This window comes from Mesorhizobium waitakense (assembly GCF_056431085.1).
In genome coordinates, this window is the sequence record NZ_JBWKME010000162.1 from 1 (window position 1) to 12,271 (window position 12,271).

General features: G+C 63.4%; 11 protein-coding genes. 8 read left to right on the top strand and 3 right to left on the bottom strand.

Annotated elements, in window-relative coordinates; genetic code table 11:
• Window positions 1-78: 78 nt before the first annotated feature.
• Window positions 79-846 (bottom strand): triose-phosphate isomerase, encoded by a 768-nt coding sequence (tpiA, locus tag AC07FD_RS30705; RefSeq protein ID WP_478352898.1) that lies wholly within the window; start codon window positions 844-846, stop codon window positions 79-81.
• Window positions 847-990: 144 nt separating this feature from the next.
• Here tpiA and AC07FD_RS30710 point away from each other — a divergent pair, with 144 nt between their 5' ends.
• From AC07FD_RS30710 to AC07FD_RS30730, 5 genes are read left to right on the top strand one after another with little or no spacing between them, the layout of a single operon-like run.
• Window positions 991-2,883 carry a SurA N-terminal domain-containing protein gene (locus AC07FD_RS30710; protein WP_478352899.1) on the top strand — a complete coding sequence of 631 codons (1,893 nt, stop codon included), beginning with the start codon at window positions 991-993 and terminating at the stop codon, window positions 2,881-2,883.
• A complete protein-coding gene (gene trpD / locus AC07FD_RS30715; protein ID WP_478352900.1) occupies window positions 2,880-3,890 on the top strand; it encodes an anthranilate phosphoribosyltransferase in 1,011 nt (336 codons plus the stop codon). Before AC07FD_RS30710 ends, trpD begins: the two co-directional genes overlap by 4 nt.
• 3 nt (window positions 3,891-3,893) lie before the next feature.
• On the top strand, window positions 3,894-4,706 hold the full coding sequence (gene trpC, locus AC07FD_RS30720; protein WP_478352901.1) for an indole-3-glycerol phosphate synthase TrpC: 813 nt from the start codon (window positions 3,894-3,896) through the stop codon (window positions 4,704-4,706).
• A gap of 2 nt (window positions 4,707-4,708) precedes the next feature.
• Window positions 4,709-5,191, top strand: coding sequence for a cyclic pyranopterin monophosphate synthase MoaC (gene moaC / locus AC07FD_RS30725; protein ID WP_478352902.1), 483 nt, complete (start codon window positions 4,709-4,711; stop codon window positions 5,189-5,191).
• Entirely contained in the window at window positions 5,191-6,396 is a 1,206-nt protein-coding gene (locus AC07FD_RS30730) for a molybdopterin molybdotransferase MoeA (protein ID WP_478352903.1), read from the top strand. Before moaC ends, AC07FD_RS30730 begins: the two co-directional genes overlap by 1 nt.
• A 47-nt stretch (window positions 6,397-6,443) precedes the next feature.
• Here AC07FD_RS30730 and AC07FD_RS30735 read toward each other — a convergent pair whose 3' ends face one another.
• Window positions 6,444-7,274 (bottom strand): alpha/beta hydrolase, encoded by an 831-nt coding sequence (locus AC07FD_RS30735; RefSeq protein WP_478352904.1) that lies wholly within the window; start codon window positions 7,272-7,274, stop codon window positions 6,444-6,446.
• A gap of 311 nt (window positions 7,275-7,585) precedes the next feature.
• On the opposite strand from AC07FD_RS30735, the gene AC07FD_RS30740 reads away from it, so the two are divergent.
• Window positions 7,586-9,211: an AMP-binding protein gene (locus tag AC07FD_RS30740; RefSeq protein ID WP_478352905.1), complete on the top strand. Its 1,626-nt coding sequence runs from the start codon at window positions 7,586-7,588 to the stop codon at window positions 9,209-9,211.
• A complete protein-coding gene (gene kynA, locus AC07FD_RS30745) occupies window positions 9,208-10,044 on the top strand; it encodes a tryptophan 2,3-dioxygenase (RefSeq protein WP_478352906.1) in 837 nt (278 codons plus the stop codon). The genes AC07FD_RS30740 and kynA overlap by 4 nt, the downstream gene beginning before the upstream one ends.
• A 63-nt stretch (window positions 10,045-10,107) precedes the next feature.
• Here kynA and kynU read toward each other — a convergent pair whose 3' ends face one another.
• A complete protein-coding gene (kynU, locus tag AC07FD_RS30750) occupies window positions 10,108-11,355 on the bottom strand; it encodes a kynureninase (protein ID WP_478352907.1) in 1,248 nt (415 codons plus the stop codon).
• A gap of 164 nt (window positions 11,356-11,519) precedes the next feature.
• Here kynU and AC07FD_RS30755 point away from each other — a divergent pair, with 164 nt between their 5' ends.
• Complete coding sequence (locus AC07FD_RS30755; protein WP_478352908.1) at window positions 11,520-12,257, top strand: GntR family transcriptional regulator; 738 nt, start codon at window positions 11,520-11,522, stop codon at window positions 12,255-12,257.
• The last annotated feature ends 14 nt before the right edge of the window (window positions 12,258-12,271 follow it).

A 12,271-nucleotide genomic window follows, 5' to 3' on the forward strand; every position in this document is an offset into this window, starting at 1 on the left:
GTCCGTCAGCACGAATCGTTCCATCCAAAGCTTGAATCACAATCCAATCTCAGGCGGAATCCTGAATCTCAACAAGCCTTAGGCGATGTTGCGATAAGCCTCGGCGATGGCAAGGAAGTCCGCCGCTTTCAGGCTGGCGCCGCCGACCAGCGCGCCGTCGACATTCTTGACACCGAGCAGTTCGGCCGCGTTGGAGGGCTTGACCGAGCCGCCATAGAGAATGCGCATCTTGGCCGCAACGCCGTCGAGTTTTTCCGACAGCTTTTCGCGGATATGTGCATGTGCGTCGGCCACATCGGTCGCGGTCGGCGTCAGGCCGGTGCCGATCGCCCACACCGGCTCATAGGCAATGATGGTGTTGGACGGAGTGGCGCTTGGCGGGACCGAGCCGGCGACCTGCCGGGACAGCACGTCGAGCGTGGCGCCGGCTTCACGCTGCTGCTGCGTTTCGCCGATGCAAATGATGGCCACAAGCCCGGCGCGCCAGGCGGCTGAGGCCTTGGCCTGGACCGTCGAGTCATCCTCGCCCGCTTGTTCGCGGCACTCGGAATGGCCGACGATGACATGGCTCGCGCCGGCATCCTTCAGCATTTCAGCCGAGATGCAGCCTGTGTAGGCGCCGCTTTCCTTGGTGTGGCAATCCTCGCCGCCGACATGGACCGGCGTGCGCGACAGGATCTCCGCGGCGTGGGCAAGCAAGGTAGCCGGAACACAGACCAGCGCCTCGGTCTCGGCATCGAGCCCGCTCATGAAACCGTTGCCGATCATCCTGAGCTCGTTGAGCGAGGCACTGGTGCCGTTCATTTTCCAGTTGCCGGCGACGAGCGGGCGAATTCCTGGCGTCATGGGTTTGCTTCTCCGGGCGATATCAGGCTCTGGCCCTCACTACCAAAATCAGCCCACAAAGCAATCGACAGTGGACCGGAAGGGCGCTATTGCGCTTGTTTCAGACTCGGCGCATGCGAAAATGCGCATAAATCGGAAGTAACGATGCTTGGTGTATTGAGAAGCGCGGCGGGTACCTGGGTCGCGAAGACGCTGCTTTCGCTTCTGGTGGTGAGTTTTGCCGCCTGGGGCATTTCCGGAAAGCTGATGGGCGGTTTCGCCGGCCATGATTCGGTAATAGTCACCGGTGGCACCAAGGTGTCGATCAAAGAATACCGTCTCGCCTATGACCGCCAACTCGCGGTTATGTCGCAGCAGTTCGGCCAGCGCCTCACCCACGAGCAGGCAAAGGCGCTCGGCATCGACAACCAGGTTCTGGCGCAGCTCGTCTCGGGAGCCGTTCTCGACGAACAGGCCCGCAAGCTGGGCCTCGGCCTCTCCAAGGACCGGCTGGCCGAGCTGACGCGCGAAGATCCGGCCTTCAAGGGCCCTGGCGGCCAGTTCGACAGGCGAACCTTCGAATACATGTTGCAGCAGATCGGCATGCGGCCTGAGGATTATTTGAAGAACCGTGCCCAGGTGGCGGTGCGCCAGCAGATCGTCGAGGCGGTCTCGGATGGCCTCAAGGCGCCGGATACTTTCTTCAAGGCGGTCGCGCTCTATCGCGGCGAAGACCGCACCATCGACTATTTGACGCTGCCCAAGGCACTGGTCGAGCCGATCGAGGCGCCGTCCGACAGCGTGCTCTCGGCCTATTTCGACGCCAACAAGAAGACGTACGCGGCACCCGAATACCGCAAATTCTCCTATGTCCGCCTCGAACCGGTCGACATCATGGATACGACCGCCGTCACCGACCAACAGGTCAGCGACGATTACAACAAGAACAAGGCGCGCTACACGACGCCGGAACTGCGCACCATCGAGCAGCTTGTGTTCAAGACGCCTGACGCGGCCAAGGCCGCGCTCGATTCGCTCAAGGCCGGCGCCACCTTCGACAAGCTTGTCACCGCGGAGGGCAAGACCCCGGCCGATACGTTGCTCGGCACGCTGGCCAAGGACAAGATCGCCGACAAGGCCGTCGCCGAAGCGGCCTTCGCACTCAATGCGAATGAAGTCAGCCAGGTCGTGCAAGGCGCCTTCGGTCCGGTGCTGCTGCGCGTCACCGAAATCAAGCCCCAGGTGGTGAAGCCGCTGGCCGAAGTGTCCGACCAGATCCGCAAGGATCTGGCGCTGGGCGAGGCAAGTCGCATCCTTCTGGATGTGCGTGACAGTTACGAAGACACCCGTGCTGCTGGCGGCTCGCTGGCCGACGCCGCCACCAAGTTGAAGCTGAAGATCGTCACCATCGACGCCATCGATCGCAGTGGCCTGAGACCTGACGCAAGCATTGTCAAGGACCTGCCGCAATCGCCGGAATTGATCAAGGCAGTCTTCGACGCTGAACCCAACACGGAAAACGACGCCTTGACCACGGCGGACAACGGTTTCGTTTTCTACGAAGTGGCTTCCATCACACCGGCTCGCGACCGCACGCTGGACGAGGCTCGCCAGAAAGTCGTCGCCGACTGGACCGCGGCCGAAACAACCAAGCGCCTCACCGCCAAGGCAGGCGAACTCGAAAAGCGGCTCAAGGCCGGCGCAACGCTCGACGTTATCGCCGGCGAACTGAAGCTGGAAAAGCAAACCAAGCGCGGCGTCAAGCGCGAGGCCGACGATGTCGACTTCGGCAAGGAGGGCGCCGCAGCGATGTTCGGCGTCGGCGAAGGCGGCACCGGGCTGATCCCCTCGCCCACCGGCGACGGACAGATCCTGTACAAGGTCGCCGAAGTGTTCGAGCCCGCCGGAGCTGACGCCAGCTCCGTGCCTGACGACGCACAGAAATCCTTCACCTCCGGCATGTCGGACGATCTACTCGACCAGTTGGTGGCGCAGTTGCAGACGCAATTCGACGTTCGCATCGACCAGGCCGCCGTCGCCCAAGCCTCGACAAGATGAGCGCGCTGAAAACCCATATCGCCAAGGTCGCGACCGGAAGCGCGCTTTCCTTCGAGGAAGCGCGCGAGGCCTTCGACATCATCATGTCGGGCGACGCAACGCCCGGCCAGATCGGTGGCTTCCTGATGGCGCTGCGCGTGCGCGGCGAGACGGTGAGCGAGATTTCCGGCGCCGTCGCCACCATGCGTGCCAAGATGCTGCGCGTCGACGCGCCGGCCGGCGCCATCGATATTGTCGGCACCGGAGGTGACAATTCCCACAGCGTCAACATCTCGACGGGATCGGCGTTTGTTATCGCCGGCAGCGGCGTGCCGGTTGCCAAGCACGGCAATCGCGGGCTGTCGTCGCTGACCGGGGCCGCCGACGTGCTGGTCGCGCTCGGGGTCAAGATCGACATATCGCCCGAATTCATCGGCCGTTGCATCCATGAGACGGGCGTCGGCTTCATGTTCGCGCCCGCACACCATCCGGCGATGAAGCATGTCGGCCCGACCCGCGTCGAACTCGGCACCCGCACCATCTTCAACCTGCTTGGGCCCCTCTCCAACCCGGCTGGCGTCAAGCGGCAGATGGTGGGTGTGTTCCTGCCCGAATGGATCCTGCCGGTGGCCGAGACGCTGAAAGCGCTGGGCGCCGAGCATGCCTGGGTTGCCCATGGCGATGGCTATGACGAGATCACGACCACCGGCGAGACCCATGTCGCCGAACTGATCGGCGGCGAGATCCGCAGCTTTACGCTGACCCCGGAAGCGGTTGGACTGGCGCGCCACAGCAAGGATGAATTGCGTGGCGGCGACGCAGCCTACAACGCCGACGCATTGCGCGATATGCTGAGTGGCGCTGCCGGCGCCTATCGCGACACCGTGTTGATGAATGCCGGCGCCGGACTTGTGGTCGCGGGCAAGGCGACGACACTTGGCGACGGCATCGCGCTCGCCGCGCAAGCCATCGACAGTGGCCGCGCGCTGCAGGTGCTTGACCGGCTGATCGAGATTTCGAACGGGTAGAGCGTGTCTGACATTCTTCGCAAGATCGAGGCCTACAAGCGCGACGAGATCGCGGCGGCAAAGGCACGCGTGCCGCTGGCTGAGATCAAGGCGCGGGCCAAAGATGCCGAGGCACCGCGCGGCTTTCTTGCCGCGCTCGAGACCAAGCGCAAATCCGGCGCCTTCGCGCTGATCGCCGAGATCAAAAAGGCAAGCCCCTCCAAGGGCCTAATCCGCGCCGATTTTGACCCGCCGGCATTGGCGCAGGCCTATGCGAAAGGCGGCGCCGCCTGTCTTTCGGTACTGACTGACGCGCCGTCGTTCCAGGGCGCGCCCGAATTTCTCACCAGGGCGCGAGCCGCCGTCGCCCTGCCCGCTTTGCGCAAGGATTTTCTGTTCGACCCATACCAGGTCTACGAAGCCCGCGCCTGGGGCGCGGACGCCATCCTGATCATCATGGCCAGCGTCGACGATGCTTTGGCCCGCGACCTCGAATCGACGGCGTTAGAACTCGGCATGGATGCATTGGTCGAAGTGCATGACGAAGCCGAGACGCAGCGCGCGCAAAAACTGTCGTCGCGGCTGATCGGCATCAACAACCGCAATCTCAGGACATTCGAGACCAGCCTCGAAACCTCCGAGCGACTGGCGTCGATGGTACCGGCCGACCGCCTGCTGGTCAGCGAAAGCGGCATTTTCTCGCATGACGATTGCCTCAGAATGCAAAAGAGCGGCATCGGCACCTTCCTTGTCGGCGAAAGCCTGATGCGGCAACAGGACGTCACCACGGCGACGCGCCTGCTTCTGACGGGCAAGGCGCCGGCCGAGGCCGTCTGACGATGGCGGCCGCCCTCACCCATCTCGGCGCGCAGGGCGAGGCCAACATGGTCGATGTCGGCGACAAGGCGGAGACGACGCGTACCGCAATCGCCGAGGGTTTCGTCGCGATGCAGTCCGAGACGCTGACCATGATCCTCGAAGGCAACGCCAAGAAGGGCGATGTGCTTGGGACTGCGCGCATCGCCGGCATCATGGCGGCGAAGAAAGCGCATGAGTTGATTCCGCTCTGCCATCCGCTGCTCCTGACGAAAGTTTCCGTCGACATCGAGCCCGACCAAGCTTTGCCTGGCCTGAAGGTCACGGCGCTGGCGCGTGTCACCGGCAAGACGGGCGTCGAGATGGAAGCGTTGACCGCCGCTTCGGTAGCCTGCCTCACAATCTACGACATGGCCAAGGCGGTGGACCGCGCCATGGTCATCTCCGGCATCCGATTGGTCGAAAAGACCGGCGGCAAGTCGGGCGACTACAAAGTGGACGCCTGATGGCGCTGGTTCCGGTCGACGAGGTGCTCGAACGCCTGCTTCAGGGTGCAGCACCTTTGGCGGGCGAAAGCGTTCCGCTGTTCGAGGCTGTGGATCGCGTGCTGGCCGAACCGGTCGTAGCGCTCCGCACCCAGCCACCTTTCAACGCTTCCGCCATGGATGGCTACGCGGTGCGCGCCGTCGATGTGGCGTCGGTGCCATCCAGACTTTCCGTGATCGGCATGGCGCCTGCCGGGCGTGGCTTTGACGGCACGGTCGGCAAGGCACAGGCCGTGCGTATCTTCACCGGTGCGCCGCTGCCCGAAGGCGCCGACACTATCGTTATCCAGGAGAACGTCCGCGACCTCGGTGGTGGTGACGTCGAAGTCATCGAACGGACGGCGGAGTGGCGCAACATCCGCCGCGTCGGCCTCGACTTCTCGAAAGGCGACGTCCTGCTGGAAAAAGGCCGCGTGCTCGATCCGGCGGCATTGTCGCTGGCGGCGTCGGCCAACCATCCACGGGTCAACGTGATGAAACGCCCGCTGGTCGCCATTATCGCCACTGGCGACGAATTGTTGCCGCCCGGCAGCGAACTCGGGCCGGACCAGATCATCTCGTCCAATGCCTATGGTGTCGCCGCGGCGGCGCAGTCGGTCGGCGCTCGTGCTCTCGATCTCGGCATTGCCGCCGACCGCAAGGAGGCCATCGCCGCGCTGGTGCGGAAAGCGGTCGCGGCCGGCGCGGACGTCATCGTCACGCTGGGTGGTGCCTCGGTCGGCGACCATGATCTGATTCACGACGTGCTGACCGGCGAAGGCATGACGCTCGGCTTCTGGAAGATCGCCATGCGCCCCGGCAAGCCGCTGATGTTCGGCCGCCTCGGCGACATCAGATGCATCGGCCTGCCAGGCAATCCGGTGGCAAGCCTGGTCTGCTCGCAGCTGTTCCTGAAGCCACTGCTGGCGCGACTTGGCGGCCGCGAACACCGCCAGGACATTCGTCCGGCGCGACTGGGCGCTGCAATGCCGGCCAATGATTTGCGCCAGGACTATGTGCGGGCGGTGGTCCGGGACGATGACGGCGGGCCGGTGGCGACGCCGTTCGGCATACAGGATTCTTCGATGCTAAGAATGCTGGCTGATGCCAACGGGCTGATCGTGCGGGCACCGTTTGCCCCCGCAGCGGACGCTGGCGAAGCCTGCAGCGTGCTGATGTTACGCTGAAGATTCGCCAACAAGCCATTGACGACAAGCCGAAAATGGACTCGGCGCTATTCCGAGATCAAGGTCCGGGTCAGTGGATGCGCCGGATCGGCAAGGCCGTCGACGATGCTGTAATGGTGCCGGTCGGGCTCGACCACGGTAGAGGTCGTGGCATCGAGGCCGGTCCAGATATTGGCAAGCAAGGCGTTCTGGCGAAGGAACTCCGCGCGTTCACCACCACCGGCCCAACAAGTGATCCGGGCACCATCCATGGGACGCAACAGCGCCGGGCTTTCGGCCAGCGCCTCCTGCTCGTCGATTGCCAGTGTCGCGTTCATCTCGGTGCGCATGATCGGGCGCAGGTCGTGGAGGCCTGAAATCGACACGACGTGGCGTATGCGCCGCGCCACATCGGACGCCAGAGGCGTTGTCGCCGTCACCATGCGGCTGGCGAGATGTCCGCCGGCCGAATGGCCGGTCAACATCAGGGGCCCGTCGACCAGTCCTGCCGCCTTGCCGATCGCCTCGCCGATCTCCTGGACGATGCCGGCGATGTGGATTTCGGGGCAGAGCGTGTAGGAGGGCATCGCCACGGCAAAGCCGCTGCTGACGGCACCGTTGGCGAGATGCGACCAGAAACTCTTGTCGAACGCCATCCAGTAACCGCCGTGGATGAACACCACCAATCCCTTGGGTGTGGCACTGGGTAGGAAAAGATCGAGGCGATTGCGCCGCCCGCCGCCATAGGCGATGTCGAGCCGTGCCCGGCCCTCTGCCGAAAGCGCGTCACGAAACGCTTGCGCCGGCTCCACCCATGCGGCCGGCCACCGGTCGCTGCCGGCGATGTTCGCGCTGTTGGCATAAGCATTGTCCCAATCGGCAATGCGATGTCCAGGCATCGGCACCCTCCCCCAAAACGGCATCGTTTCTGCGTTAGCAATGGCCACCGCCACGCCATGCGTCAATGCTTTAGAACAAAAACATTTTAGGCTTGAAACAAATTTCGACTGGTGCGATCCTGCCGTCACGAACAGCCGACAATGGGAGGTTTGCTGTGCTGCCCAAACCTGCAATGTCCACCCTTTCGGGTGGCGTCGAGCAAGGTGCGACTGGCAACACAAAAACCTCCTCAAAAGCAGGACCTTGATATCCACCCCAACAAGCCAGGCGCCTCGCGCACTGGCCAGGCAGCAGACAGGATAGCGGCGACATGCTTGGGCCTTCAGCGCATATCGACACGTTCACGCGCGATCACCTGCCGCCGCCGGAGCAATGTCCGGACTTCCTGCTAGACGGTTTCGACTATCCCGAACATCTCAACGCTGGCGTCGAACTCACCGACAGGCTGGTCGAGAAGGGCCTGGGTGACCACACCGCCCTGATCGGCAATGGCCGCCGCCGCACCTACAAGGAACTGTCCGACTGGACGAACAGGCTGGCCCACGCGCTGGTCGAGAACTACGGCGTCAAGCCGGGCAACCGGGTGCTGATCCGCTCGGCCAACAACCCCGCCATGGTCGCCTGCTGGCTGGCCGCCACCAAGGTCGGAGCCGTGGTCGTCAACACCATGCCGATGCTGCGCGCCGGCGAGCTCGCCAAGATCGTCGACAAGGCGGAAATCACGATCGCGCTTTGCGACACCAGGCTGATGGACGAGATGACCGCTTGCGCCAAGGACAGCGCATTCCTCAAGCAGGTCATCGGCTTCGACGGCACCGCCAACCATGATGCCGAACTTGATCGCGCGGCCCTCGACAAGTCGGTCGTTTTCAGCGCCGTCAACACTGGCCGCGACGACGTCGCGCTGCTTGGCTTCACCTCGGGCACGACAGGCGTGCCGAAGGCTACGATGCATTTCCACCGCGACCTCCTGATCATCGCCGACGCCTATGCCCGCGAAATCCTCCAGGTGACGCCGGACGACATCTTTGTGGGCTCGCCGCCATTGGCTTTCACCTTTGGCCTTGGCGGCCTCGCCATCTTTCCCCTGCGCTTCGGTGCGGCGGCGACGCTGCTCGAACAGGCGACGCCACCCAACATGATCCACATCATCGAGACCTACAAAGCGACCATCTCCTTCACCGCGCCGACCGCCTATCGCGCCATGCTGAAGGCCATGGATGAGGGTGCCGACCTATCATCGCTGCGCGTTGCCGTTTCGGCCGGCGAGACCTTGCCCGCTCCGGTCTTCGAGGAGTGGACGCAAAAGACCGGCAAGCCGATCCTCGACGGCATCGGCGCCACTGAAATGCTGCACATCTTCATCTCCAACCGCTTCGACGATATGAAGCCTGCGTCGACCGGCAAGCCGGTGGGCGGCTACGAGGCTCGCATTGTCGATGACGAGATGCACGAGGTGCCGCGCGGCGCGACCGGCAGGCTGGCGGTGCGCGGCCCGACCGGCTGCCGCTACATGGCTGACGACAGGCAGAAGGAGTACGTTCGCGACGGCTGGAACCTCACCGGCGACACCTTCAGCCAGGACGAGAACGGCTTCTTCCATTTCGCCGCGCGCTCCGACGACATGATCGTCAGCGCCGGCTATAACATCGCCGGCCCCGAGGTCGAGGCAGCGCTGCTGGCGCACCCGGACGTCGCCGAATGCGCTGTCACCGGCGCTGAGGATGCCGAACGCGGCCAGATCGTCGAGGCGCATGTCGTGCTGGCGCAAGGTGTGGCACCTGACGCGATGACCATCAAGCGCCTGCAGGACCATGTCAAAGCGACGATCGCGCCCTACAAATATCCGCGATCTGTGAAGTTCATTGCTGCGTTGCCCAAGACGCAGACCGGCAAAATCCAGCGCTTCCGACTGCGCACGGAGAAAATCAGTTGAGCGAGCCATACGATCCGGCGTCCGAAGGCGCACAGATGTCGTTCAAGGAGCGCATGTCCTACAGCGACTATCTGCACCTGGAGAAAGTGCTGGAAGCCCAGACGCCGCTGTCGTCGGCGCATGACGAGATGCTGTTCATCATCCAGCATCAGACCTCCGAGCTCTGGATGAAGCTTGCTCTGCACGAGATCGGTGCCGCGATCCGCTCGATCCGCGCCGACCGCCTCGAGCCGAGCTTCAAGATGCTGTCGCGCGTCGCCCGCATCTTCGAGCAGTTGAACAACGCCTGGGACGTGCTGCGGACGATGACACCCAGCGAATACACCGAGTTCCGCGACGCGCTCGGCCAGTCCTCGGGTTTCCAGTCCTGGCAGTATCGCGCCATCGAGTTCATGGCCGGCAACCGCAACCTCGCCATGCTCGGCCCGCACAAGCACCGGCCGGACCTCAGCGGGAAACTTGATGCGATCCTGGCCGAACCGTCGCTCTACGACGAAGCGCTGCTGCTGCTCGCCCGCAACGGATTCGACATCGGTGCCGACGCCAACCGTATCGACTGGCGTGAGACGCGCACGGAGAATGAAGCGGTCCTGGTCGCCTGGCAGGCAGTCTACCGCGACCCGCAGCGCTACTGGATGTTCTACGAGCTGGCTGAAAAACTGGTCGACTTCGAGGATTATTTCCGCCGCTGGCGCTTCAATCATGTGACCACGGTCGAACGCATCATCGGCCTGAAGCGCGGCACCGGCGGCACGTCGGGTGCGTCCTACCTGAAGAAGATGCTCGAGGTCGTCCTGTTTCCGGAGCTCTGGACAGTTCGCACCCGGCTCTGATCTGTTTCCGCTTTGCGTATGTCGTTGACCCAAAACCGCTACACATTTTTGGGCGACGTACTCTCACGTGACTGCAGTCTTGACCGCAAAGCGCGCATCCTGCCAGGCACCCGTGCGCAGGATATCTTCCAGCACCTCGACCGCCTGCCAGACATCCTTGTAGCCGACATAGAGCGGCGTGAAGCCGAAGCGGATAGTCGAAGGCGCGCGGAAATCGCCGATCACGCCGCGCTCGATCAAGGCCCGCATCACCTGGTAGCCGCTGGGGTGGATGAATGACACCTGACTGCCGCGCTCGTTGCCGTTGCGCGGACTTTCAAGCTCGAGCCCGTAGGCGCCACACCTTGCTTCGACCAGCTGGATGAACAGATCGGTCAGCGCGATGCTCTTTTGGCGCACCGCCGCCATGTCGACGTCGTTCCAGAGGTCCAGGGCGCCCTTGAGCGCCCGCATCGACAACACCGGCTGCGTGCCGCACAAGAACCGGCGGATGCCGATGCCGGCGGCATAGCCCTGTTCGAAGGCGAACGGCCGCGCATGCCCCCACCAGCCGCTGAGCGGCTGATAGACATCACCATGGTGCCGCTTTGCAGCATAGATGAAGGCTGGCGAACCCGGGCCGCCATTGAGGTACTTGTAGGTGCAGCCGATGGCGAAATCAGCATTGGCGCCGTCGAGTTCGACTGGCAGCGCACCGGCGGTGTGGCAGAGATCCCAGACGATCAGCGCACCGGCCTGATGGGCCCTGCGCGTCAGCGCCGCCATGTCGCGCAACTGGCCGGATTTGTAGTTGACGTGGTTGACCAGGATAACGGCGACGCGCTCGTCGATCAGGTCCTCGATATCAGGCGCATCGACGCCCTCGAGCCGCAGGACCGTACCCGGCCGCGTCGAAGCAACGCCCTCGGCCATATAGAGATCGGTCGGGAAGCTGTCGCCCTCGGCGACGATGACCGACCGATTCGGCCGCATTGCGAGCGCCGCATGTAGCACCTTGTAGATGTTGATCGACGTCGTATCGCAGACCACAGTTTGGCCGGCCGCGGCGCCGATCAGGCGTCCGAGTTGGTCGCCGAGCTCGACCGGCATGTCGAACCAGCCGGCGGTGTTCCAGGCACGGATGAGGTCCTGCGCCCATTCCTGTGTCGCGGCCTTGTTCAGTTCGTCGAAGACGGCGGGTGAAGCCGCACCAAGCGAATTGCCGTCGAGGTAGATCACCCCTTGCGGCAAGACGAAACGATCGCGCATGGCGCGTAGCGGGTCCGCGGCATCCATCACCTCGATTTCAGCGAGATCGGGAGTTGCATTCATGGTCGACTTATCCCCGCGCATGAGCGTGCTCAGATGAACATATCAGGTGAAACCGTTGGCGATCATGGGCAAGTCCCTTGGGAGTTGTCAAACATTATATATAATTTACGCAATGAAAGGATTTCATATATAATCACCCGACCAAGCGGTACGGATGGACGGCTATGCTGGACGACGAGCACTTCTCGAAGACAGAAGCAGCCTACAGGCTGCTGCGCCGCGATATCCTCACCACCCGTTTGAAGCCCGGCGCACCGCTCAAGCTCAGCGCGTTGCGCAACAGCTACGGCATCGGCTGGACACCGCTGCGCGAGGCACTCTCGCGGTTGGAGGCCGAGCGCCTGGTGACCGCCATCAGCAATCGCGGCTTTGCCGTCGCTCCGGTCTCGCGCAACGAGTTGGAAGATCTGTCACGCGCCAGATTGGTGGTTGAACTGCCTCTGCTCCAGGAATCGATGGAGAAAGGCGGCCGTGAATGGGAGGACGCCGTCGTTGCCGCCCATTACCGGCTGTCGCGCAGCAGGACCGCGGTCGACGACCCGTCCGACGAAGTGGTCGACGAATGGGATGAAAAGCACGAGGCTTTCCACGCGGCACTGCTCAGCGCGGCGGCGTCCCCCTGGCTGCTGACCTTCCACTCCACGATCGCGGATCAGTTTCGTCGCCATCACCGCTTTCTTGGCCTGGCGCCAACCTTGCGGGCGGCCGCCGGTCTCCAGCATGGCTACGAAGAGGCCATGGAGGCGTTGCGCCAGGCCGTCGCGATCGAACATCATACCGCGCTCATGGAAGCGGCGCTGGATCGCGACATCGAGCGCGCGAAAACCCTGATGGTTGCCCACATCGGCTACACGCTGCATGTCTATGTCCATGCCGGCGGCGGCATCACAAACAAGCGGTAATGCGACGAGGAACA

Coding starts and splice junctions, on each gene's coding strand:
- tpiA (WP_478352898.1), bottom strand. CDS start 846: ATGACGCCAGGAATTCGCCCGCTCGTCGCCGGCAACTGGAAAATGAAC.
- AC07FD_RS30710 (WP_478352899.1), top strand. CDS start 991: ATGCTTGGTGTATTGAGAAGCGCGGCGGGTACCTGGGTCGCGAAGACG.
- trpD (WP_478352900.1), top strand. CDS start 2,880: ATGAGCGCGCTGAAAACCCATATCGCCAAGGTCGCGACCGGAAGCGCG.
- moaC (WP_478352902.1), top strand. CDS start 4,709: ATGGCGGCCGCCCTCACCCATCTCGGCGCGCAGGGCGAGGCCAACATG.
- AC07FD_RS30730 (WP_478352903.1), top strand. CDS start 5,191: ATGGCGCTGGTTCCGGTCGACGAGGTGCTCGAACGCCTGCTTCAGGGT.
- AC07FD_RS30735 (WP_478352904.1), bottom strand. CDS start 7,274: ATGCCTGGACATCGCATTGCCGATTGGGACAATGCTTATGCCAACAGC.
- AC07FD_RS30740 (WP_478352905.1), top strand. CDS start 7,586: ATGCTTGGGCCTTCAGCGCATATCGACACGTTCACGCGCGATCACCTG.
- kynU (WP_478352907.1), bottom strand. CDS start 11,355: ATGAATGCAACTCCCGATCTCGCTGAAATCGAGGTGATGGATGCCGCG.
- AC07FD_RS30755 (WP_478352908.1), top strand. CDS start 11,520: ATGCTGGACGACGAGCACTTCTCGAAGACAGAAGCAGCCTACAGGCTG.